Origin of the sequence: Streptomyces sp. NPDC001634 (genome assembly GCF_040298185.1) — a bacterium.
Taxonomy (GTDB): Bacteria; Actinomycetota; Actinomycetes; order Streptomycetales; family Streptomycetaceae; genus Streptomyces.
This window is the reverse complement of sequence record NZ_JBEOZU010000029.1, coordinates 77,824-100,647: the sequence shown is the minus strand read 5'-3', so window position 1 is coordinate 100,647 and position 22,824 is coordinate 77,824. Positions and strand designations below refer to the sequence as shown.

21 protein-coding genes and 3 pseudogenes are annotated in these 22,824 nt (G+C 70.2%); 13 read left to right on the top strand and 11 right to left on the bottom strand.

The genetic code is table 11. The features are described 5' to 3' along the window. Positions 1-125 precede the first annotated feature (125 nt). Positions 126-608: a CarD family transcriptional regulator gene (locus ABT186_RS21230; RefSeq protein WP_003953493.1), complete on the bottom strand. Its 483-nt coding sequence runs from the start codon at positions 606-608 to the stop codon at positions 126-128. Between the two features lie 659 nt (positions 609-1,267). Here ABT186_RS21230 and ABT186_RS21225 point away from each other — a divergent pair. Continuing rightward, on the top strand, positions 1,268-1,924 hold the full coding sequence (locus tag ABT186_RS21225; protein WP_351223541.1) for a copper chaperone PCu(A)C domain-containing protein: 657 nt from the start codon (positions 1,268-1,270) through the stop codon (positions 1,922-1,924). Between the two features lie 208 nt (positions 1,925-2,132). On the opposite strand, the gene phoP is transcribed toward ABT186_RS21225, so the two are convergent. Beyond that, positions 2,133-2,804, bottom strand: coding sequence for a two-component system response regulator PhoP (gene phoP / locus ABT186_RS21220; protein ID WP_005476807.1), 672 nt, complete (start codon positions 2,802-2,804; stop codon positions 2,133-2,135). Positions 2,805-2,809: 5 nt separating this feature from the next. After that, entirely contained in the window at positions 2,810-4,078 is a 1,269-nt protein-coding gene (phoR, locus tag ABT186_RS21215; RefSeq protein ID WP_351223543.1) for a two-component system sensor histidine kinase PhoR, read from the bottom strand. A 243-nt stretch (positions 4,079-4,321) separates the two neighbouring features. Between phoR and phoU the strand changes: the two genes are divergently transcribed. From phoU to ABT186_RS21195, 4 genes and pseudogenes are all read left to right on the top strand, one after another. Further along, positions 4,322-5,011 carry a phosphate signaling complex protein PhoU gene (gene phoU / locus ABT186_RS21210; protein ID WP_351223545.1) on the top strand — a complete coding sequence of 230 codons (690 nt, stop codon included), beginning with the start codon at positions 4,322-4,324 and terminating at the stop codon, positions 5,009-5,011. An 802-nt stretch (positions 5,012-5,813) separates the two neighbouring features. Further along, positions 5,814-6,057 (top strand): annotated as a pseudogene (locus tag ABT186_RS21205) (alpha/beta hydrolase); the annotation flags it as partial. A gap of 93 nt (positions 6,058-6,150) precedes the next feature. Then, positions 6,151-6,402, top strand: coding sequence for an SCO4226 family nickel-binding protein (locus ABT186_RS21200; RefSeq protein ID WP_351223627.1), 252 nt, complete (start codon positions 6,151-6,153; stop codon positions 6,400-6,402). Between the two features lie 218 nt (positions 6,403-6,620). Next, the gene (locus ABT186_RS21195; protein WP_351926242.1) at positions 6,621-7,817 is read left to right on the top strand and encodes an SMI1/KNR4 family protein; all 1,197 of its coding nucleotides are present in this window, start codon (positions 6,621-6,623) and stop codon (positions 7,815-7,817) included. Here ABT186_RS21195 and ABT186_RS21190 read toward each other — a convergent pair. Beyond that, positions 7,808-7,984, bottom strand: a pseudogene (locus ABT186_RS21190) (winged helix-turn-helix transcriptional regulator); the annotation flags it as partial. The gene ABT186_RS21195 and the pseudogene ABT186_RS21190 sit on opposite strands and share 10 nt — an antisense overlap. A 243-nt stretch (positions 7,985-8,227) precedes the next feature. Here ABT186_RS21190 and ABT186_RS21185 point away from each other — a divergent pair. The 3 genes from ABT186_RS21185 to ABT186_RS21175 all read left to right on the top strand — a co-directional run bounded on the left by ABT186_RS21185 (position 8,228) and on the right by ABT186_RS21175 (position 10,070). After that, on the top strand, positions 8,228-8,446 hold the full coding sequence (locus ABT186_RS21185; protein WP_351223549.1) for a DUF8825 domain-containing protein: 219 nt from the start codon (positions 8,228-8,230) through the stop codon (positions 8,444-8,446). 33 nt (positions 8,447-8,479) lie between these two features. Beyond that, on the top strand, positions 8,480-8,911 hold the full coding sequence (locus tag ABT186_RS21180) for a DUF6233 domain-containing protein (protein ID WP_351223551.1): 432 nt from the start codon (positions 8,480-8,482) through the stop codon (positions 8,909-8,911). An 88-nt stretch (positions 8,912-8,999) separates the two neighbouring features. Continuing rightward, positions 9,000-10,070: a PP2C family protein-serine/threonine phosphatase gene (locus tag ABT186_RS21175; protein ID WP_351926240.1), complete on the top strand. Its 1,071-nt coding sequence runs from the start codon at positions 9,000-9,002 to the stop codon at positions 10,068-10,070. Positions 10,071-10,317: 247 nt separating this feature from the next. On the opposite strand, the gene ABT186_RS21170 is transcribed toward ABT186_RS21175, so the two are convergent. Beyond that, positions 10,318-11,631 (bottom strand): transcriptional regulator, encoded by a 1,314-nt coding sequence (locus ABT186_RS21170; protein WP_351926238.1) that lies wholly within the window; start codon positions 11,629-11,631, stop codon positions 10,318-10,320. 213 nt (positions 11,632-11,844) lie between these two features. On the opposite strand from ABT186_RS21170, the gene ABT186_RS21165 reads away from it, so the two are divergent. After that, a complete protein-coding gene (locus ABT186_RS21165; RefSeq protein ID WP_351926236.1) occupies positions 11,845-12,570 on the top strand; it encodes a DUF4232 domain-containing protein in 726 nt (241 codons plus the stop codon). 284 nt (positions 12,571-12,854) lie between these two features. Here ABT186_RS21165 and ABT186_RS21155 read toward each other — a convergent pair whose 3' ends face one another. Then, positions 12,855-13,616: a phosphoglyceromutase gene (locus ABT186_RS21155; protein ID WP_351223563.1), complete on the bottom strand. Its 762-nt coding sequence runs from the start codon at positions 13,614-13,616 to the stop codon at positions 12,855-12,857. A 199-nt stretch (positions 13,617-13,815) separates the two neighbouring features. Here ABT186_RS21155 and ABT186_RS21150 point away from each other — a divergent pair, with 199 nt between their 5' ends. Then, positions 13,816-15,069 carry an MDR family MFS transporter gene (locus tag ABT186_RS21150; protein WP_351223565.1) on the top strand — a complete coding sequence of 418 codons (1,254 nt, stop codon included), beginning with the start codon at positions 13,816-13,818 and terminating at the stop codon, positions 15,067-15,069. 42 nt (positions 15,070-15,111) lie between these two features. Here ABT186_RS21150 and ABT186_RS21145 read toward each other — a convergent pair whose 3' ends face one another. Together ABT186_RS21145 and ABT186_RS21140 are read right to left on the bottom strand one after the other, a co-directional pair. Beyond that, complete coding sequence (locus ABT186_RS21145; protein ID WP_351926234.1) at positions 15,112-15,600, bottom strand: cupin domain-containing protein; 489 nt, start codon at positions 15,598-15,600, stop codon at positions 15,112-15,114. A gap of 130 nt (positions 15,601-15,730) precedes the next feature. Then, a complete protein-coding gene (locus ABT186_RS21140; protein WP_351223567.1) occupies positions 15,731-16,102 on the bottom strand; it encodes a DUF4267 domain-containing protein in 372 nt (123 codons plus the stop codon). A gap of 91 nt (positions 16,103-16,193) precedes the next feature. On the opposite strand from ABT186_RS21140, the pseudogene ABT186_RS21135 reads away from it, so the two are divergent. Further along, positions 16,194-16,634, top strand: a pseudogene (locus ABT186_RS21135) (TetR/AcrR family transcriptional regulator); the annotation flags it as partial. Positions 16,635-16,640: 6 nt separating this feature from the next. On the opposite strand, the gene ABT186_RS21130 reads toward ABT186_RS21135, so the two are convergent. From ABT186_RS21130 to mshA, 3 genes are all read right to left on the bottom strand, one after another. Continuing rightward, entirely contained in the window at positions 16,641-18,302 is a 1,662-nt protein-coding gene (locus tag ABT186_RS21130; RefSeq protein WP_502973270.1) for a glycoside hydrolase family 55 protein, read from the bottom strand. Between the two features lie 169 nt (positions 18,303-18,471). Continuing rightward, positions 18,472-18,972, bottom strand: coding sequence for a type III secretion system chaperone family protein (locus ABT186_RS21125; protein WP_351223581.1), 501 nt, complete (start codon positions 18,970-18,972; stop codon positions 18,472-18,474). Between the two features lie 29 nt (positions 18,973-19,001). Further along, positions 19,002-20,339, bottom strand: coding sequence for a D-inositol-3-phosphate glycosyltransferase (gene mshA / locus ABT186_RS21120; RefSeq protein ID WP_351926232.1), 1,338 nt, complete (start codon positions 20,337-20,339; stop codon positions 19,002-19,004). Between the two features lie 268 nt (positions 20,340-20,607). Here mshA and ABT186_RS21115 point away from each other — a divergent pair, with 268 nt between their 5' ends. Both ABT186_RS21115 and ABT186_RS21110 read left to right on the top strand, forming a co-directional pair. Beyond that, positions 20,608-21,426: a class I SAM-dependent methyltransferase gene (locus tag ABT186_RS21115; RefSeq protein ID WP_351926230.1), complete on the top strand. Its 819-nt coding sequence runs from the start codon at positions 20,608-20,610 to the stop codon at positions 21,424-21,426. 239 nt (positions 21,427-21,665) lie between these two features. Beyond that, positions 21,666-22,748 carry a C40 family peptidase gene (locus ABT186_RS21110; protein WP_351926229.1) on the top strand — a complete coding sequence of 361 codons (1,083 nt, stop codon included), beginning with the start codon at positions 21,666-21,668 and terminating at the stop codon, positions 22,746-22,748. Positions 22,749-22,824 lie beyond the last annotated feature (76 nt).

Below are 22,824 nucleotides of genomic sequence, written 5' to 3'. Positions count from 1 at the left end.
ACGAACATGCCGCAGCGCCCGGCGACAGCTACTGCGTCATCGGGCACCGCGGCATGTGCGTTTGTGCTGTGCGCCGGTCCGTCCGCCGTGTTCCTGGTCGGGAAGCGAGCGGAGCGGGATGGGCGTCAGGACGCGAGGACCTCGTCGAGCAGGGCCTCGGCCTTGTCCTCGTTCGTGTTCTCCGCGAGAGCGAGCTCACTCACCAGGATCTGCCGTGCCTTGGCGAGCATCCGCTTCTCACCCGCGGACAGTCCGCGCTCACGCTCACGACGCCACAGGTCACGGACGACTTCCGCCACCTTGATGACGTCGCCGGAGGCGAGCTTCTCCAGATTTGCCTTGTAGCGACGCGACCAGTTCGTGGGCTCCTCGGCGTACGGCGCGCGCAGCACCTCGAAGACCCGGTCCAGCCCGTCCTGACCGACCACATCACGCACGCCGACGAACTCCGCATTGTCCGCTGGCACACGCACCGTCAGGTCGCCCTGGGCGACCTTCAGCACCAAGTAGGTCTTGTCCACGCCTTTGATCTGGCGAGTTTCGATGGCCTCGATCAGCGCGGCCCCGTGATGGGGATAGACCACGGTGTCGCCAACCTTGAACGTCATGTGACAGGTACCCCTTCCGTGGCTATCCAGGGTAACACGGAAACCGCGTCTTCTGAATGGCGTTTTCGCAGGTCAGGGCATATCTCGGGGCTTGACAACCGCAACAGGAACGTGCTTCAACAGGGGAGCGGAAGGGGGTATTCGCAGGTCGGAGCAGCTCTGCGGGCGGGGTGAAACGCGCACGTTACGCACTTCGGAGACCTCTGACCAGGCCCTGATTGCCCCCATTTGTCCGGCTCCAAGCGCTCGACTTCCGCTACTCCGTTCGGTGTCCTGAGTCGGGTACGAGACGAATCCGGAATTGATCAAGAGGCGCGGCGATCCCCCGACTGTTGTCGCGGTGATCGATTTTCCGCTACCGCCATGCATTCCTTACCGGAAATCCCCATGACCGGGACTGGAGACGCTTATGTGAATGGCGGACTACGTAGAGGTCAAAGGAGCTGATGAGGCGCACGGGAACTGTGTGACCGAACGTGCCCTCAGCCGGCGCCGAGAGGCCCCGGGCGGGGCCGGAGAGCGGGCTACGGACGCGTAGGGGCGGGTCGGGTGCGGGGGCCGGGGAACGGCTCGGTAACCTAAGGCCGCTGACAGACACTTAGGGCGGCTTTATCAGGGGGTCGCCCTGTTCCGCCCACGTTCAAGGAGTTGCCGCCGCCGTGAGCAGCAGCCTTCGACGCGGCGCCCTCGCCGCCGCCGCCATCGCGTTCTCGATCGCCTCGCTCGCCGCGTGCGGTGCCGGCAACAACAGCCAGACGCTCGAGATCAAGCCGGACAACGCGGCGATCAGCGTCGGTGACATCAAGATCCAGAACGCCCTCGTCATCACCCAGCCCGACGCGCAGTCCCACGGCCCGGCCGTGATCTCGGCGACCGTCTTCAACACCGGGCGCACCGCCCAGACGCTGGACTCGATCAGCGTGGAGGGCGACGGCAGCGCCGAGATCTCGCCCGCCAAGGGCAAGGGCCCGCTCACCATCCCGGCCGGCGGTTCCGTCGTCATCGGCGGCAAGGGCAACGCCGCCGCCACGCTGAGCAACCCCGGCGTGGCCGTCCAGAACGGCAACGCCCAGAAGATCACCTTCACCTTCAGCAGCACCGGTGACGTGAGCCTGCGGGCGTACGTCGTCCCGGCCGAGAGCTACTTCAGCAAGTGGGGGCCGAGCAACATCCCGTCGCCGACCGCCACTGCGGCGCCGACCGCCTCGACGACCGCGTCCTCCACCGCGAGCACGAAGCCGTCGAAGTCGGCCACGGGCACGGCGACTTCGACCGCGACGGCGACTTCGACCGCGACCAGCACGGCCGGACACTGACGGACGCTGACGGGCGCAGACAGGCGCAGACAGGCGCAGACAGGCACCGAAGACGAACGAATCGGGTTGCGACCGCGGACGCACGCGCCAGGTCGCAGCCCGAACGCACGAAGGGCGGTACCCCTTTCCAGGGGTGCCGCCCTTCGTCGTGCTGTACGCGCGCGTGGTGGCCTCAGGGCTCGTACGCGCGCGTGGTGGCCGTTTCGGCTTACGGCTCGAACTTGTAGCCGAGGCCGCGGACCGTCACCAGGTAGCGCGGGGCACCCGGGTCCGGCTCGATCTTGGCGCGCAGGCGCTTGACGTGGACATCGAGGGTCTTGGTGTCGCCCACGTAGTCGGCGCCCCAGACGCGGTCGATGAGCTGCATACGGGTCAGCACGCGGCCCGCGTTGCGCAGCAGCATCTCCAGGAGGTCGAACTCCTTCAGCGGCAGGTCGACCTTCGAGCCGGAGACCGTGACCACGTGGCGGTCGACGTCCATACGCACCGGCCCGGCCTCCAGCGCGGCCGGGGTCACCTCCTCCGGCTCGCCGCGGCGGCGCAGGACGGCCCGGATACGGGCGACCAGCTCGCGCGAGGAGAACGGCTTGGTGACGTAGTCGTCGGCCCCTATCTCCAGCCCGACCACCTTGTCGATCTCGCTGTCCTTGGCGGTCACCATGATCACGGGGACATTGGACCGGCCGCGCAGCTGCCGGCAGACCTCGGTGCCGGGCAGACCGGGCAGCATCAGGTCGAGCAGGACGAGATCGGCGCCGTTGCGCTCGAACTCGTCGAGACCGTCGGGCCCGGTGGCCGCGATGGCGACCTCGAAGCCCTCCTTGCGGAGCATGTAGGACAGGGCGTCGGAGAAGGACTCCTCGTCCTCGACGACGAGCACTCGGGTCACGGAAGGACCTCCGGGGCGGGAAGCGGTTCGTACGGGGATGAGACGGTGGTCGTCCCGTCGGGTCGGCCGTCCTCTTCATCGAGGTCGGACGGATGGTCGGTCGCGCGGTCACGGGCCGCACCCGCCTCCGGCAGCCGCAGGGTGAACGTGGAGCCCTGACCCTCGGAGCTCCACACCGTGACCTCCCCGCCGTGCGAGGCGGCCACGTGCTTGACGATCGCAAGACCCAGCCCCGTACCACCCGTGGCACGGGAGCGGGCCGGGTCGACGCGATAGAAGCGCTCGAAGATGCGCTCCTTGTCCTTTTCCGAGATGCCGATGCCCTGGTCGGTCACGGCGACCTCGATCAGGTCCCCGCCGGGCACGGACACCCGGCGGGCGGCGATGCCGACGCGGGTGCGGGCGGGCGAGTAGTTGACGGCGTTCTCGACGAGGTTGCCGAGGGCCGCGGCCAGCTGGCCGCGATTGCCCCACACATGCAGGTCGGCGGTGCCGCCGGCGGCCATGGTGATCTGCTTGGTACCGGCCTGGTGGCGGCAGCGGTCGATGGCCTCGGCGACGAGCTCGTCGACGCGCACCGGCTCGGCGTCCTCCAGCGGGTCGTCGTTCTGCACCCGGGAGAGGTCGATGAGCTCCTGCACGAGGTTCGTCAGCCGGGTCGCCTCGATCTGCATCCGGCCCGCGAAGCGCTCGACGGCCTCGGGGTCGTCGGAGGCGTCCATCACGGCCTCGGAGAGCAGCGAGAGGGCCCCCACCGGCGTCTTCAGCTCATGGCTGACGTTGGCCACGAAGTCGCGGCGCACCGCCTCTATCCGGCGGGCCTCGGTGAGGTCCTCGACGAGCAGCAGCACCAGCCGGGAGCCCAGGGGTGCCACGCGCGCGGACACCGCGAGGGCCTCGCCCCGCCCGGATCCGCGGCGCGGCAGATCCAGTTCGACCTGCCGTATCTCGCCGTCGCGCCGGGTGTCGCGCGCCATCTGGAGCATCGGCTCGACGGCGAGCCTGCCGCCCCGCACGAGTCCGAGGGCGTACGCTGCCGAGCTGGCCTTGACCACGGCGTCCGACTCGTCGAGTACGACGGCCGAGGACCGCAGCACGGACAGCACCGTGTCCACGCCCGGCGGGAGCACGGGGTCGGTGTGCAGGGTGGTGCGGGTAGGGCGCTTCTGGTCGCGCTCGCTCCAGCGGAACGCCAGCATGGCGATGACACCGGTGAGCACTCCGGCGATCGCTGCCGCTGCGGCGACCGCCGCGTTCACGTCCATGCATCCAGGTTAGGCACGTCATCAGGCGTGGCCACAGCCATCGGAGTGCGACCTCGGACACTCGTCGCCCAGAGTTCACCTTGGAGCCAGTATTGGTTCATTTGGGATGACGGAAACGGTCGCGTAGGGGCCGGAACGTGGGAGCGTGGGGTGTGTAGGGGCGCCGTGTCCGCCGTGTGCGTCATGGTGACGACGGGCCCCGGCCCCCGGCCCCCGAAGCAGACGTAAGAGAGGGACAACCTGATGCGGGACGCGTACCACGAGGAACTTGACTCGATCGGTGAGGGTCTGGTCGAGATGGCCCGGCTCGTCGGGTCGGCGATCGGGCGCGCCACGACGGCGATCCTCGACGGCGACCTGAAGCTGGCAGAAGCCGTGATCGAGGCCGACCAGAAGGTCGACGACCTCCAGCACGACCTGGAGGCGCGTGCGATAGCTCTCCTCGCCCGGCAGCAGCCGGTGGCGACGGACCTCCGCATCGTCGTCACGTCGCTGCGGATGAGCGCCGACCTCGAGCGCTCCGGCGACCTGGCCCAGCACGTGGCGAAGCTGGCCCGGCTGCGTTTCCCGGACCGCGCGGTCCCGCACGATCTGTACGCCACGATCCTGGAGATGGGCCAGCTCGCCCAGCGCCTGATGGCGAAGGCCGCCGAGGTGATCGTCACTAAGGACGTCGACCTGGCGATGCAGCTGGAGCAGGACGACGACGAGATGGACCTCCTCCACCGCACGCTCTTCCAGCACCTGATCGACGAGCGCTGGAAGCACGGCATCGAGACGGCCGTGGACGTGACCCTGCTGGGCCGCTACTACGAGCGCTACGCCGACCACGCGGTGGCGGTGGCGAAGCGGGTGGTGTTCCTGGTGACGGGTGAGCACGCGGACGAGATCCAGCAGGACATCCAGCCGGTGACGGGCGTCGAGGGCGCCTGATCCGGGTTCCTTGAAGGCAACCGGCCGGAGCCGTGACAGGAACCGGCCGGAGCCGTGAAGGAACCGGCCGGGGCTTTGAGAGCACCCGCCGGGCCCATGAGCGGCACCGGCCGGGGCTCAAAGGGAACCAGCTGAGGCTCAAAAGGAGCCGGCCGGGGTCTCGAAGGGAGCCGGCCGGGGCTCAAAGGGAGCCGGCCGGGGCTCGAAGGGAGCCGGCCGGGGCTCGAAGGGAGCCGGCCGGGGCTCGAAGGGAGCCGGCCGGGGCTCAAAGGGAGCCGGGCCGGGGCTCAAAGGGAGCCGGGCCGGGGCTCAAAGGGAGCCGGCCGGGACTCAAAGGGAACCGGCCGGGACTCAAAGGGAACCGGCCGGGACTCAAAGGGAACCGGCCGGGACTCAAAGGGAACCAGCTGAGGCCCAAAAGGGGTCGGCCGGGGGCTCGAAGGGAGCCGGTCAGGGCGGGCGCAAGCGCCTGTGCGCCGTTGATGCGCCTGGCGGAGCGGGCATGCAATGGGCACAGGCACCACTCTCGACAGCCTCGAGGAGGGCCCCATGGCCGAGACCCCCAGCGCGCCCGACCCCACGCAGGAGCGCGAGACCGAACAGCCCACCGAGATCAAAAGCCTCCCGTTGGTCGGCGCATGCGGCTGCGGGTCGGGCTGCGGGTGCGGGTGCCAGTCCGGCGCGCCGTGCCAGTGCGGCTGATTCGGTAGTACGTACGAGCAGGGCCCCGTCCCGAGGACGGGGCCCTGCTTGTGAGACCAGGATCCACCAGGCGTTGCCGAAGCGGCCGGGTCGGGCCGATCGGGCCGAGGCGGAGATCGAACCCCGACGTACACGGCCGGCTCGCGGGCTTCTTCGCCGCACTGTCCGCCGACACCATGCCCGCACCCGGCGCCCCGGACCCGTACTTCGTCGGCAGCATCGGAACGCTGCGCGACCGTGCACCGCCGGCCGTCTGCCGGCCTTTGCACGGTGAGTACGGCCCCGACGTCTACGCAGGGGAGTTCGAACGGACCGGCATGACGGGGGCTCCTGACCGCCCGCGAACAGGGCCGTGCGTGCCACATTCGCCCCCGCTGCCGTACGGGCGCAGGATGAGAAGAGGGCGGGCGAGCGCACCCGGAAGGAGGTGCGAGGCCATGAGTCAGTTCATGGATGTCCACCACGGCATGAAGGGCATCACGGCCGACCAGCTGAAGGAAGCCCACAAGGCCGACCTCGCCGTAGAGAAGGAAGAGGGCGTGCACTTCGAGAGGGCCTGGGCGGACCCGGAGTCCGGAACGGTGTACTGCCTCTCCGAGGCCCCCTCGGCCGATGCGGTCCGCCGCGTCCACGAACGCGCCGGCCACAAGCCCGACGAGATCCACCCGGTCCCGCTGTCCATCTGGTGACCCCATCGAAACGGCCCCCTGCCTGCGGCAGTTCGCAGGCAGGGGACCGTGCGCCCGGTGCGGCCCGGAAACACGGCCGACATCGCCGACAACATGTGGAACACCAGTACGTCCGCACGGGACCCGTTCGACGCACCAGATCCACGCACCCGATCCAACGACATACCTGCCGCGCTGTATCAGCATCAATGCCAGTACCCCCCTCTAAGGTCGGCCGCATGACAACAGACCTGGTCGTGAACTCCTGGGATCGCATGGACAGTTGGCTACGGGAGCACGCACCGCGCACCTTCGCCTCGCTCGGCCCGCCCGCGACCGAGGAGGAGATACGGGCGGCGGAGGAAGAACTGGACGTCACCTTCCACCCCGACCTGGTCGCGTCGCTGCTCCGACACAACGGGGCGCAGGGCGGCGAGGCGGCGTTCCGGTTCACGACGCATGACCGGTTGCTCGGCGTACGGGAGATCGTCGGGATGTCACGGGCTCTGCGGGACCTCTCCACCGACCTGGACGAGGAGTTCGCCGATTACTACTGGCACCACGATTACCTCAAGTTCGGTTCCTACGACGTCACCGCCGACGGCCTGACGATCGACTGCCGGCCGGGGCGCGACTCGTACGGCGCGATCGGACGGTTCTTCGACGAGACGGGGACCGACTTCGGGCACGCCGAGTCACTGGGCGCCTGTCTGGCGGCACTGGCGGACAGGCTGGAGGGCCCTCGGACGGCCCTGAGCAGGGGCGCGAGCCCGGTGGCGTTCAACGGCCGGCTGATCTGGGCGGAGGCGGCTGCGCCCCGGCCGGAGTGGGGCAGCGCCGACGACCCGCTCCCCAGGGCCCCGACGGACCTGCAGCCGCTGGAGCTGCCCTCGGACCCGGCGGAGCCACTCAGAGCCGTCTATCTGCACGGGCTGCAGGAGCTCGGTGCGCTGGTCGCCACCCTGCCGCGGGAACGCGTGGCCGAAGCGGCCCGGAAGCAGATGCGCAGACTGGCCGTCGAGACGGGGCTGGCCAAGTACGCCGAGGTCACGGCGGCCCTGGACGCGATGGAGCGGGGCGAGGCCGTCCCGATGGGCCAGGACAGCCCGCTGAGTCTGCGGCTGCGCACAGTGATCGCCGAGGCGACGGCACACCGGGACGACCTCCGCAGATGGGCGGCGGAGAACATGGTGGACGCGGTGTGGGGGGTGCCGCACCGGGCCGTGAAGAAGATCGCGAACACGCGTGGCCACCTGAGCGTCGACTGGCGCGCCGAACTGCTCGCGGACTTCGACAACCCATCGATTCCACCCATGCCGGACGACCTGTTCTGGGCGGGGCTGCGTAATCCGGACATCGACTCGAGTTGGTACGCGGCCCGCTGTGCCCAGGACCACCGTCAGGCGTCGAAGCGGGGGCGGGAGGTCTCGATGTGACCGATGCGCTCCAGCATGCGCAGGTTCTGGGTGAGCATCTTGCGGCTGATGCCCTCGCTCTCGTTGCGCAACTCGGTGAAGCGCAGGGTGTGTTCACCCACCGCTTCGATGATCGGGAGCGCCCATGTGCCGACGACGGCCGAGAAGATCTTCCGCGCCGACGAGTCAGGAGCCGAAGCTCCATGGTGCTCTCGTCACTGGGCCCCGACATCTGAAGGCCGCGGCGAATTGCTCGTCGTCCGGCGCCGGGCGCCGGGCGGCCAAGCCACTGCAGCTACGGACGGCTGCCGGCCCGGGGCCACACCCGGCGCCCCCGGGCGACCAACTGGCGTGCTCGGTCACATGAACGCGGCGATCGACTCGGTGCGGCTCGATGGCGCAGAAAATCGAACACGTGATTGAATCCGGCCATGCGACCGTTTCCAGACGACCTCGTCCAGGCGCAGCGGGAGTGGAACAGCACCTACCGCCGACTCGCCGAGCTGCCCGGCCGGACCGCCCTGCGGCGGCGCTTGTACCGGTTGTCGACCACGGTGCTCTTCCACTCGTACTGGCAGGAGCGCGGCCGTACCCCGGCCGCATGGGCGGAGCTGCGGAACCTGGGGCGGGGAGGAAGGAGCCGGCGGTGACCGGCTTCATCCCGAGCGGCGACGGTGCGGGCCGTGTCCGAGCTGCCGCCTGACGCACCGCGGCTGCGGGCGATCCTCACGTTCCTCGAAGAACAGATCGCCGAGAACGAGACGGTCGGTATCTACCTGCGCCTGCAACGCGACGCGGTACGCGAGGCACTCACCCACTCCGAAGGATGGCCGGCGTCCAGGCAGCGCCGCCCTGATCCGCCTCCGCACCGCCGCACGACGTCTCCCCCCTTCGCCCCCAACCGCGGCGAACGCCGGTCGACAGGCTTCGTCGTCCAGCAGAAGCGCACTCCGAACGGACCCCAGCCCGCGGTGATCCACACGGACGACTGCACGATGATCGAGGGCACCACCCACCCGATCAGGTCTGACGAAGCCCGCGCCGCCCTCACGGATCCGAACCTCGAACCCTGCGCGTTCTGCCGCCCGGACAGCGGACTGGGGATCCTGGACTAGGAGGACATGCGCCGTGGCCTGCGGCTTCCCTGGCTTCCTGCTCCTATGGTGAGGAGACACACCAGCGGCGGCGTCGAGGCAGGAAGTCGTGACGGAACCGGAGATCGACTACACAGCGGTGTTCCGGGCTCTTCCCGGGGCGGTGGCGCTGTTGACCCCGCAGTTGGTCTACCTGGACGCCAACGAGGCGTTTCTGCGCGAGCTGGGACGCACCCGCGAGCAGGTGATCGGCCGTCATCTGTTCGACAACGTCCCCGATGCCGACGCGGCCATCGTGCGCCAGGTTCAGGCGTCCCTGCACCGGGTGGCGGAGACCGGTGAGAGCAACACCATGCCGCTGGAGCGCCACGGAGAGCGGTACTGGAGCATGACCAACATTCCCATCCTCGCTTCGGACCAGCGGGTGGCGCTGCTGCTGCACCGGGTGGAGGAGGCCACCGAACTCATCCGCGCCCGCGAAGTCGCGCTGAGCCTCCAAGAGGCGATGCTGCCCGCCGCCCGCCCGATCTGCCGGCACCCTGCGGCCGTACGCTACCGGCCCGCCGTCGGCGCGCTGCACGTGTGCGGCGACTGGTACGACCTGGTCGACCTGCCCGGAAGCCGCATCGCGGTCGCCGTCGGCGACGTCGTCGGCCACGGCCTGGCTGCGGCCGGCGTCATGGGACAACTGCGCAGCGCGCTCAGCGCGGTCTCCCGCGTCGCCGACGGCCCCGCCCGGGCCCTGGAGGTCCTGGGGCTGTACGCCCGCTCCGTCGAGGGTGCCGAGAACACCACGGTGGCCACGACGTCCATCGACTGGGACACCCGCACCATCACCTACAGCAGCGCCGGCCATCCCCCACCGGCCCTCCGGCGGACGGACGGCGCCGTTGACTTCCTGGACCAGGCCACCGACCCCCCACTCGCCGCCCGCCCCGAACACGGCTCCCGCATCCAGGCCACCGTGCCCTTCACCGACGGCGACGTCCTGGTGCTGTACACCGACGGCCTGATCGAACGCCGCGGAGAAGACCTCGACACCGGGCTCACACGGCTCGCCGACTCTCTGTCCCACCACCGGTCGTCCGATCCCGAAACCCTTGCCGACGCCATACTGGCCGACCTGCTGCCGCCCGACGGCATCACCGACGACACCGCCCTGGTCATCGTGCGCCTGTGACCCGCGGGTTGGCGGGTGGTGCCGACGTGGACTCTTGTCAACGGTCCGCAGAAGGGCCGGACAGGTGAATGCGTAGACGCCGACGGCGACCTTTTCTTGCCCTGGGTCTTGTCGCGGATCTTGGGGAGCTGGGTTCTTGCCGGTCAGGAGCGGCGCCATCGTGAGCGCCTGGCTGGTGTGGCCGGGGCAGGTCGACGGCGTCGATACGGATGCGCGTACCGGCCGTCATCCGCTGCCTGCCGGACGCTCAGCCGGGAATGACGGGGTTGTACTCGTTCCGCCCCCACTCGGAGCTACCGAGCGGATAGTTGTACGCGGGCCGTCCCACGTTCCCGCTCGTCCGGAAGGGCTTGCCGTTGTCGTCGATGCGTACGGTGCCGTGGTGGTCACCGCTGGACCAGTCCAGCTCCAGGTACCAGCTCACGTTGTGCGCCCGCGCGTCCGCGAAGACGTAGAAGACCTCGGGATCGGTCTCACTCACCTTGTACGGGAAGTCGCGTTGACCGGCCTTGGGGGAGAGCGCGGGCCGCCCGGCATCGAGGTCCACCCCGAATGCCGCCGTCTTTACGCCACCACCGCACCCGACGCCCATCGCGAAGTCGTTCCAGGCGAGCGGCGCGCTCTTCTCCACCACCCGCACATGCAGGTCCTCCAGGACGACGGTGGCCTTCCCGGTGCCCTGCACGGTCAGCGCGAGCATCTGCTCCCCGCCGGGGACCCCGCCCAGCGCGGTGACCCACCCGCGCGCGTCCGGCTCGCCCGGCGGCGGAGGCACCTGCTCGGGCTGCCGGTCGACGAGGTAGTGCTGGCTGCACTGGTTTTCCCACTTGTACGGATTGACGGCGACGGTGGGCGCGGTGGCCCCGTCCTCGGAACCGCCCCCCTGGGCCGCCCCGGCCCCACCGATCCGGGAGGCGGAGACGGAAGCCGTGGGACTCCCGCTGCGCGAGGCGGACGGGGAGGCCGACCCGCCCTTCGCGTCGGCCGACTCGGAGGCGCCGGGACTTTCGTCGACGGACGGGGAGGCAGCCGCCCCGATGGACTGCTTCCCGCCCCGGTCGTCATCGCCCTTGCCGGGCACAAGATGCACCACGAGCGCGGCCGACACGAGGGCGGCGGCCACGGCGGCCCCGGCGAGGGCGACGGTACGCCGCCGCGCCGAGGGAGCTTCCGTCAAGGGCCACCGCTCGCCCTCGGGACCGGACTCGGCCGCCGCTTCGGACCCCACTGTCTCGGTCCCGGACCCTGCCGTCTCGGTCCCGGACCCCACGGCTGTCCGCGCCCGCGGTTCCTCCTCCGCAGGGGCCCCGCCCGCCTTCTGCCCCCGCCGGGCATCCGCGAGAACCCACCGCCGATGCAGTTCCACCAGTTCCTCGGGCGTTGCCTTGCACACCCGCGCGAACCGTTCCACGGGCGCGTAGTCCGTCGGTACGGCGTCCCCGTTGACGTACCGGTGAAGCGTGGACGCACTCGTGTGCAGCCGCTTCCCGAGCACCCCGTAACTGAGCCCGGAACGCTCCTTCAACCGGCCCAACAGCTCCGAGAATTCGTCTCCCGCCACTATTCCGCTCTCTCTCCATGTCCCGGAACCCCATTCCAGGGCGAGGCCATTCCCCCAGGTCAGAGCTATCGCAGCGTTCCAGCATCCCGGATACCCCGGCAGTCGTGGCGGTCGGGACGGATCACCGCACAAGCTTGGGCCATCCAAGCACGCCGCTCCCGGCATCCGGACGAGCGGCCCATGCCAACACCCGTACCGCACAAGGGGGATCACATGTCCACACGCACCCGCCGCACCCGCATGTTCGTCGCTGCCACGCTCGCGGCCGCCGCGCTGACGTTGACGGCGTGCAGCAACGGCAAGGGCGTCCGCGACGAGGGGGCATCAGCAGGATCCGCGTCCACGTCGGCGCCCACGGCCTCCACCACGCCCTCGTCCAAGGCGAGTGGGGGGACCTCCACCGGGACGGGACGGTCCAACCCTGCGGGCTGGACCTCCGAAGGCTCGACGGGCGGCGCGGCCGGTTCGAGCGGCACAACGGGTTCCAAGGGCTCGTCGGGTTCCAGGGGCTCCAAGAACTCGGAGCCCACCTCCACCCGCTGCTCCACCACCTCCACCCGGATGACCGCCACGGAGGTCTCCCGCCCCCTGAACCACCTTCTCCTCACCGTCACCAACACCGGCTCGAAGAACTGCAACCTCATCGGCTATCCGGCGGTCCGGTTCGGCGAGGCCCAGTCCGTCCCGCCGGCCTTCGAGGACTCCAAGCCGCAGGCGGTGGTCACGCTGGCCCCCGGCGAGTCGGGCTACGCGAGCGTCCTTCTCTCGGCCGCGGACGGCAGCGGCTCCCATGGCTACACGGCCAAGTCCCTCGCGGTCTACTTCAACGACGGCGCGAGCGCCGCCCACCCGTCACTCCCCGCGAAGGGCGTGTACGTCGACGACTCGATCCGAGTCTCGTACTGGCAGTCGACCATGGCCGACGCCCTGGCCTGGTGACGGCACCGGCTCACTGACGCCACGGTTCGCAAGGCCAGGGCCGGGGCCGCCTCCGCCACTTCTACGCCTCGGTGCTGCTGGACGCCGGAGAGAACATCAAGGCCCTCGCCGAGTACCTCGGCCACTCGGACCCAGGCCTGACGCTTCGCGTCCACGCGCACCCCATGCCGCCCAGCCGGCAACAAGCAGCCGACGGCACAGAGACGGCCCAGAGACGGCTCACGGCTATCAAAAAGCCCCCGGCCCGCGAAGAACTCGCAGGCCGGGGGCTCAATGGTGCCGCGTTACTTCTTCTTGCCCTGGTTCTTGACCGCCTCGATCGCCGCCGCAGCCGCCTCCGGGTCGAGGTACGTGCCGCCGGGGTTGACCGGCTTGAAGTCTGCGTCCAGTTCGTAGAAGAGCGGGATGCCCGTCGGGATGTTCAGACCCGCGATGTCGGCGTCCGAAATGCCGTCGAGGTGCTTGACCAGCGCGCGCAGGCTGTTGCCGTGGGCCGCGATCAGGACCGTGCGGCCGGTCAGCAGGTCCGGGACGATGCCGTCGTACCAGTACGGGAGCATGCGGACGACGACGTCCTTCAGGCACTCCGTCCTCGGGCGCAGCTCCGGCGGGATCGACGCGTAGCGCGGGTCGTTCGCCTGGGAGAACTCGGAGTCGTCCGACAGCGGCGGGGGCGGCGTGTCGTAGGAGCGGCGCCAGAGCATGAACTGCTCCTCGCCGAACTCGGCCAGCGTCGCCGCCTTGTCCTTGCCCTGGAGGGCGCCGTAGTGGCGCTCGTTCAGGCGCCAGGAGCGGTGGACCGGGATCCAGTGACGGTCGGCGGCCTCCAGCGCGAGCTGCGCGGTGCGGATCGCGCGCTTCTGGAGGGACGTGTGGACCACATCGGGCAGCAGGCCGGCGTCCTTCAGCAGCTCACCGCCGCGGACCGCCTCCTTCTCGCCCTTCTCGTTCAGATTGACGTCCACCCAGCCGGTGAACAGGTTCTTCGCGTTCCACTCGCTCTCGCCGTGGCGGAGGAGGATCAGCTTGTACGGTGCGTCGGCCATGGCCCTGAGCGTAATCGAACCTTTTGATCGATTGCGCACCCGCCCAGCAGGCGGACTTCCACTTCCCCGGCCGCCCGACAGTTGACGGCTTCTGTTAATTGAGTGGCCGCCCCGGGCCGCGCACTCGTAAGTTGTGCTCACCGCCAGAGCCGCTTACATCCGAGCCGCTTGCATCCGTGTACATCCGGGGGGACCCCTCATGTCGCTCGCCATGCTCAGACGTGCCGCCCGGGAGACCGTCTCCGGGCTTCCCCGTGAGTTCTGGTGGCTGTGGACCAGCACCCTGGTCAACCGGCTCGGTGCCTTCGTCGCCACCTTCATGGCGTTGTACCTGACCCTGGACCGCGGGTACTCCGCCTCGTACGCCGGCCTCGTCGCGTCGCTGCACGGACTCGGCGGGGTCATCTCCTCCCTCGGTTCGGGTGTGATGACCGACCGGCTCGGGCGGCGGCCGACGCTCCTCATCGCCCAGTCGTCCACGGCCGTCTCCGTCGCCGTCCTCGGCTTCATGCGCGATCCGGTCGCGATCGCGGCCGTCGCCTTCCTGGTCGGCATGGCGAGCAACGCCTCCCGCCCGGCCGTGCAGGCGATGATGGCCGACATCGTCCGTCCCGAGGACCGGGTCCGCGCCTTCTCCCTCAACTACTGGGCGATCAACCTGGGCTTCGCCGTCTCCTCCATGGCTGCGGGCTTCATCGCCGAGTTCAGCTATCTCGCGGGGTTCCTGATCGAGGCGGGCATGACGATGGTCTGTGCGGTCGTCGTCTTCGCCAAGCTGCCCGAGTCCCGGCCCGCGCGGACCAGCAAGGAGGCCGCCGAGGACGTAGGGCTCGGCACCGTCCTGCGCGACGGCCGCTTCATGGGCGTGGTCGGGCTGTCCTTCCTCGTCGCGCTCGTCTTCCAGCAGGGGTCCGTGGGCCTGCCGGTGGCGATGGGCGAGGCCGGGTTCACGCCCGCGGACTACGGCATGGCGATCGCGGTCAACGGCGTACTGATCGTCGTGCTGCAGATTCCGGTCACCCGATTCATCGAGCACCGGGACCCGCGCCGGCTGCTCGTCGTCTCGTCCATGCTCGCGGGTTACGGCTTCGGGCTCACCGCCTTCGCGGGCTCGGTCGGCGTGTTCGCGCTGACGGTGTGCGTGTGGACGCTGGCGGAGATCGTCAACGCGCCCACGCAGACCGGCCTCGTCGTCCGCCTCTCCCCCGTGCACGGGCGCGGCCGCTACCAGGGGATGTACACCCTGTCGTGGTCGGTGGCGTCCCTGGTCGCCCCGCTGATGTCCGGCTATGTGATCGACCGGTTCGGCGCGGAGTGGCTGTGGGGACTGTGCGCGGTGGTCGGCACGGGTGCGGCCGTCGGGTACGAGGCACTGATGCGCCGCCTCCCTGCGGAGGAGGCGGCGCAGGGGACGAACGCGGAGGCGGCCGAGGCGGAGGTCAGCGCGGCCTGAGGGGGCACCCCGCACCCGGGGTGCCCCCGCGCCGCGCCGGTTTCAGCGACGCTCCCACACCTCGCTGGTCAGGAAGTACGTGTCGTACAGCTCCTGCACCTCCAGCAGCGACTCCGGCGGCACCTTCCCAAGGCCGATGCGCTCGAGGTGGCGGAAGTACTCGAAGCGTTCGACGCCCGGAGTGATGACGATCAGGATGTCGGCGTCCTGCCCGGGCGCGGCGGCGAACGCGTGCGGCGCGCCCGGCGGCACGACGACCAGGTCGCCGCGCTCCGCGGTGACGATCCGGTCGCCGGAGAGCAGCTGCGCGGCGCCGTCGAGCATGTAGAACATCTCGGCCGAGCCGTCGTGACGGTGGGGCCGTGCCCCGTCCGCGCCTCCGGCGAGGGTGACCCGTTGCGTGGAAAGCGCCCCGCCGGTCGCGCTGCTGTCGGCCAGCAGCCTTACGGTCGTGGGGGCCCGGCCGACCACCTCCGCGTCGGCGGAGCGGACGATCACGGACGAGTCGAACTGCGGCACGATCAGCGACATTTCAGGCCTCCCCAGTAGGTGCGTCGGTAAGTGCATGGCGCGTCGGTGGTACGTCGGCGGGTCGAACAACAGCGCATCGGCGGGTCGGACGGCAGTGCATCGGCCGGTCGGACGGCAGTGCATCGGCGGGTCAGACGGCGAAGAGCAGTGCGGCGGAGACAAGTACCACCACCGCCGTGGCGAAGTGGATGCCGAACGCGACGGCCCGCATGCCGCCGTGGCGCAGCACGATCAGCGTGTCGCCGAGCGGCACCAGGGCGGCGGCCAGCATGAACCAGGCCTCCGCGTGCGCCCCGGCGAAGGCGAGCAGAGCGAGGCCCAGTATGCCGCTGGCGCCGTCGCGCAGTCCCTTGATCTCCAGATACGCGGCGTCGCCGTCCGGCTTGGCGGGCACGCCGTAGCCGGCGGCCGCCGCGCGGGGCTGCACCAGGAAGCGCGCACCGATGAAGAGGACGAAGAGGTCGAGCACGAGGGCAAGGCCGTAGGCGGTGGTGGTAAGCACGTCGGTCTCCTTGCTAGCGCTGCTAGATGCCGGATCGAAGCTAGCATATCGTCGACAGAAGAGCTAGCAGTGCTAGACACCTCCTCCCACCATATCGATCCAGACGCGCCATGAGCGCGAACGAGCGGAACGGGAGCGGCTCATCGTCACGGCCGTACGGGAACTCGCCGAGGCCGAGGGCTGGGACGCGGTGACCACGCGCCGGCTGGCCGCCGAGATCGAGTACAGCCGGCCCGTCCTCTACAGCCACTTCAAGGGCAAGGACGCGATCATGGCTGCGGTCGCCGTCCAGGGCTTCGACGAACTGGCGGGCGAACTGCGTGCGGCGCGCGCCTCGGCGTCCTCACCACGCGAGGCACTTGCCGCGGTGGGCCGGGCGTACGCCGACTTCTGCGAGCGACGGCCCGCGCTGTACGACGTCATGTTCACGCACGCCGTGGACCTGCTGTTCGCGACGCCGGAGACGCCCGCCCCGCTGCGCGCCGCTTCCGACGAACTGCGCCTGGCCGTCGTCCCGCTCGCCACCGACGGGTCGGCGCTACAGCTCCCGCTGGGCCTCGTACAGGTTCCGCGGTCGTACGATGTCCGTCGTGCCGTACAGCTCCAGGCGCGAGTGCAGATCGCCCGTGAAGTCGGGTACGTCGATCTGGTCGAACTCCGTGACCTCGTTCAGGCCGACCGTGGCGGAGTACGGCGCCAGGCCGTCGATCTTCATCAGGCCCGCCCGGCCGTTCGTCACACGGACGTTCCAGTGGGTGAAGCGGGCGCCGAAGAGAGGGCCTGCGATGGCGTCCCCGCCGTGGCGGCCGTTGTTGTTCACCGTGATGTCGGTGCGGACGTTCGCGAACGGCAGCCCCCGGTGCGAGTCGAACGTGCCCATCTGCATCTCGCCGCGCGACCAGACGTTGTACGAGGACAGACCCTCCACGTTGATTCCGTGGAGCTGGGTGTTCGGCGGGGCCGGAACCGTGCGCTGTTCGATGGTGAAGTCCTCGATCAGGTTGTCGTGCGAGCCCTCCCGGCAGAAGTACGGGTGGTGCGAGCCCCGGCCCGCCACGCGTGTGCGACGCAGTGTGCAGGAGGAGGCGGCGACCAGGCCGAAGCCGTTGTCGACGTGCCGTACGACGACGTCGTCCGCCCAGCAGTCGTACGCACACTGGAACGCGACCCCGTTGTAGCCCTTGTCCAGGAGGTGCGGTGACTGCGGCGTCTCGATCGCCTGCAGGGTCAGGCCTTCCACGCCCGCCCCGGTCAGCGGCCTCACGTGTGTCGTCAGGCGCGGGTCCCACTCCGGGCGCACATCCAGCGGAAGGGGTCGCTCGAACGTGATCTTCCGGCCCGCCACGCGCGCGATGCGCACGGGCCACTCATAGGGGACGTACGACGTCAGCTTCGTCTTGTCGTCCCAGGAGTACGCCTCCGGGCCCGGGCCGCCGCCCGACATGTGCTCCAGGAGGGTGTGGCCGGTGTCGTCCGCGAGGCGCAGGAGGACGAATTGCCCCGGCCTCAGGCGCCCGGCGTCCGCGACCGTCACCGACCAGGAGCCCTGCTGGGCCGCAGACACCGTCGTCAGGGTCTCCCACTCGTCGCGCTTGTTGCCGGTCCAGCCCTCGAACGGCCAGGCCCTGGCCCGGATGGCCGCGACCAGGGAGTCCCAACGGGCCGTGGGCGCCAGCCAAATGAGGCCGCCCGCCCAGGACCAGGCGGACTTGTCGCCGCCGTACCGGGAGCCGTAGACGCCGATCAGCTCGGTGAGGTTCTTCGTCGCGTACAGCGTCGTACGGTCGCTGCCCGCGCCCCGCAGCACGACGTTGTCGTACCCGATGCGGATCAGGCCGTCGATGCGGAACGTTCCGGGCGGGATGAGAACCGTGCCACCGCCGGCCCTTCCGGCGGCGGTGATGGCACGGTTGATCGCGGGGGCGGAGTCGGTCGTGCCGTCCGCCACGGCCCCGTACGCGGTCACGTCGGCCACCACGGGACGGCGGGGGAAACGCGCCGCCCCGCCATGGCAGCCGGCCCGGCCGACGTACGGGATCTGCGGGTGGGTGAAGGGGGTGCGGACGAACTCGCGCCACAGGACGGGGACCTGGCCCCCCGATGGTGCGGCGGCCGTCGCCGTCGTGCCGGTCACGGCAACGGCCGCCACGGCGATGGCGCCGCCGAGCAGGCCCCGTCTGCTGATGTCCGCGTGCCCCATGCCCATGTCCGAACCGCCTTCCAAGGGTCCCAGGACGTTCAGGGAGGTGAACCACCGGTGGTTTCCATGAATGTGAACGACGTTCAGATCTGCGTCGGCGGTGAGCATGCCACGGAGGACCCGGACGGGGAAGGGGTCACGCAGCGATCGGCCAGTCGGCTCCCGTAGGTCAGCCCTCGGGACGCTCGGTCAGATGCCTGAACGCTTCCAGATTGCGGGTCGACTCACCGCGTGACATCCGCCAGGCGTATTCCTTGCGGATCGCGGACGCGAAACCCAGCTCCAGAAGGGTGTTGAAACCGCCGTCCGCCGCCTCCAGGACCGAGCCGAGCAGCCGGTCCACCTCGTCGGCGGTGACCGCGGCCAGCGGCAGCCTGCCGGTCAGATAGATGTCGCCGAGCGGGTCGACGGCGTAACTCACCGCGTACAGCTTGAGGTTGCGCTCCAGCAGCCAGCGGTGCACCCCGGACTCGTTCTCGTCCGGGTGCCGGATCACAAAGGCGTTGAGGGAGAGGGAGTGCCTGCCGACGATCAGTGAGACCGTCGTCGACAGCTTGCGCGTCCCGGGGAGCTTCACGACGTACGAGCCCACCGCCGGGCTCTCCCACTCCAGCTCGGCGTCCTTGAGGACCCCTTCGATGACCTGTGCCGCCCGCTGTTCCTCAGACATGCTGGGAGCGTACGCGACCCGCACCGGCCTCAGCCGTGGTGGGCGCGCACCCGGCGTCGATGGGCCTGCATGGCCGCCATGTAGACCTCCGCCGTCGCGGAGGCCGACGTGCCCCAGCCGAAGGACTCGGCGTGCCGGGCCGCGGCCTCGCCCATGCGGGCGGACAGCCCCGGTTCGTCGGCGAATTCGCGCAGTACGCGCGCGTAGTCGGCGGGATCGTGCCCCTGGACGAGGAATCCGGTCCGTCCGTCCCGCACGGCGACGGGCAGCCCGCCGACCGCGGCCGCCAGCACCGGCGTACCGGTGGCCTGCGCCTCGATGGCGACGAGCCCGAAGGACTCGCTGTACGAGGGCATCACCAGTACGGACGCGGCGCGGAACCAGTCGGCGAGCTGGTCCTGCGCGACGGGCGGCCGGAAGCGCACGACATCGGCTATGCCCAGCCGGGCGGCAAGCTTCTGCAGACCCTCCGGCTTGGCGAGACCACTGCCGCTGGGACCGCCCACGACGGGCACGACGATGCGGGAGCGCAGTTCGGGGCGCTCGTCGAGGAGGACGGCAACGGCGCGCAGCAGCACGTCGGGCGCCTTGAGGGGCTGTATGCGCCCCGCGAAGAGCGGAATCAGCGCGTCCTGCGGCAGCCCGAGCCGGGCGCGGGCGGCGGCACGGCCGTCCCGGGGCCGGAAGCGCTCCAGATTCACCCCCGGGTGAACGACGGCGACCTTGCCGGGGTCGGCCGCGTAGTGCCGTACCAGTTCGTCGGCCTCTTCGGCGGTGTTGGCGATGAGCCGGTCGGCGGCGGCCACGATCTGGGTCTCGCCGATGACGCGGGCGGCCGGCTCGGGGGTGTCGCCCTCCGCGAGGGAGGCGTTCTTGACCTTGGCCATGGTGTGCATGGCATGCACCAGGGGCGCGCCCCAGCGCTGGGCGGCGAGCCAGCCGACATGGCCGGAGAGCCAGTAGTGGGAGTGCACGAGGTCGTAGTAGCCGGGCCGGTGGCCGGCCCAGGCCTGCATCACACCGTGAGTGAACGCGCAGAGCTGGGCGGGGAGGTCCTCCTTGGCGAGGCCTTCGTACGGACCGGCGTCCACGTGCCGCACGAGGACACCGGGCGCCAGCTCGACGGTCGGCGGGAGCGCGCCGGTGGTCGCCCGAGTGAAGATCTCGACCTCGACGTTGATCGCGGCAAGGCGCTGGGCGAGTTCCACGATGTAGACGTTCATACCGCCGGCATCGCCCGTGCCGGGCTGGTGGAGCGGTGAGGTGTGCACGGAGAGCATGGCGACACGGCGGGGGCGACGGTGCAGCCTCAGCCGCGGGGGTGCCGCCGGGGAGCGACGCCCGAGCCTGCTGACGTACTGGCTCACGTGGCGTTCCTCCTTGTTGCGGGCATGCCGTCTTCGACGGTGCAGTACACCGTCCAAGAGGTGCGAACGCCGGAGGAGCGCGCTCCATTTCCCCCACGAGCAGCTTTACCGAACCATTACCATTTATCGCTCAACCGTTCGAGGGAAGTCGGCGTGCGGCGCCCTCACGCCTGCCGAGGGTCGGGAGCGAGCATGGCCGGGTCTTCGCTCCGATGAGTTGTCCACAGGCCGGTCCTTGCTCCGTCCTGGCCCCCTTACTCTCATACGCATGTCAACCCGCGCCGCGTCCCGCCCCGTGGGTACGGTGACGCGCGGGACCACCAATCCGAACCGGCTGCGCCGGATGGACCGCTGGATCGCCGCGGTCCACGGCGCCGAGCTGCGCCGTACGGCGGACCCCGTGGCCGTCGACCTCGGATACGGGGCCGCCCCGTGGACCGCGGTCGAACTGCTGCAGCGCCTGCGCGCCGCCGCGCCCCGCACCCGTGTGGTGGGCGTCGAGATCGAGCCCGCCCGGGTCGCGGCCGCACAGGCGTACGCCCGCGAGGGCCTGGTCTTCCGGCACGGCGGCTTCGAGGTGCCCGTACCCGGCCGTCCGTCCCTGATCCGCGCCGCGAACGTCCTGCGGCAGTACGAGGAGGGTGAGGTCGCCGCCGTCTGGGAGCGGCTGTGTGCCCGGCTCAGCCCCGCCGACCCGGCGACCGGCTCGGGCGGGGGTCTGCTCGTCGAGGGCACGTGCGACGAGATCGGCCGCCGCCATGTGTGGGTCGCCCTGGGCCCCGAGGGCCCGCGCACGGTGACGTTCGCCACCCGGCTCGGCTCCCTGGAGCGCCCGTCCGATCTGGCCGAGCGGCTCCCGAAGGCGCTCATCCACCGCAACGTCCCGGGCGAGCCGGTGCACTCCTTCCTGCACGACTTCGACCGCGCCTGGGCCGCCGCCGCGCCCTACGCCTCGTACGGCGCACGCCAGCGCTGGATACGCACGGTCCGCCGGCTGACGGCGGACTGGCCGGTCACCGACGGCCCGGCGCGCTGGCGCCAGGGGGAAGTCACCGTGGCCTGGGGAGCCTTGGCGCCTCGCGCGTAGACCCCGGTTGACCTGCGGGGAACGATCTTCCTGAGTCGTTCGTCACATCGCGGGGAGATCGCCGTGCGAAGGCGGGCAGCCGGGGAGGGAATTCGTCGTACGGGTGTGGCAGTAGAGGGAGTTTTATGCGCTGTTAAGTCCTGCGCCTGTCACTTTACGCATCGGCATGGCACGATCCCCCAGGCGTCCGCGCAAGTTACTGACGGTAAATCAGCTTTAGCAGCTCTAGGGGGCGAAGTATGGGATCCGGGAAGCGGACCCTGACCACGGCGGCCATCGCCCTGGTCTGCGCAGTGACCGTGCTGACCGCGCCCGGCGCGGCGTATGCGAGCCCGGGCCGGCCGACCCCGACACCCAACCCGTCCGGCAGTGCGGTTCCGGCAGCCGACAAGGACCTCGACGCGGTCCGCATAAGGCTGGAGAAGCTGTACCACGACGCCGCGGTCGCCACCGACGAGTACAACGCGGCCGAGGAGCAGACCAAGAAGCAGTCGGCGCAGATCGTCGAGCTGGCCCGGGAGATCGTCAAGGGCCGGCAGAAGCTGACCGACTTGAAGGACCGCGCGGGCGCCGCGGCCCGCGCCCAGTACCGCGGCGGGGGCCTGCCGCCCGAGGTCCGGCTCTGGCTGAGCGACGACCCACAGCAGTTCCTCGACGCCGCGGGCACCGTCCGCGAGGGCGAGCACGCGACCGAGGGCCTGCTCACGGAGCTGACGCGCACCCAGGAGGACTTGAAGCAGTACGCGCGCGACGCCGCCGACCAGTGGCAAGGGCTGGAGGCCAACCGCAAGGCCAAGGCCGAGGCCAAGAAGAAGGTCGAGAAGCAGATCGCCGCCGCCGAGAAGCTCCAGTCCCGGCTGAAGAAGCAGGAACAGGAGCGGCTGGAGCAGTTGGAGCAGCAGGCCGCGCTCCAGGCGCAGACGGCCTGGCTCGACTCCGGAATACTGAAGGAGATCAAGAGCAAGGCGTCCGAAGAGGGCAGGAAGGCCGTGCAGTTCGCGACCGACCAGATCGGCAAACCGTACGTATGGGGCGCCGAGGGACCGAAGTCGTACGACTGCTCGGGGCTGACGTCCCAGGCCTGGCTGGCGGCCGGATCCCCCATCCCGCGCACCTCGCAGGAGCAGTGGAAGCAGCTCAAGCACGTGGCCGTGAAGGACATGCGGCCCGGCGACCTGATCATCTACTTCGACGACGCCAGCCATGTGGCGATGTACGTCGGCGACGGTGCGATCATCCACGCCCCGCGCCCGGGACGGACGGTGACGATCGCGGGCGCGGGCTCGATGCCGATACTGGGGGTCGTACGCCCGGACGCGTAGGACGTCCGGCGGTGTGACCGTCGATCGCCCTTCGGGCTCGTCCTCAACCGCCGGACGGGCTTTGCCCTTGGCGACC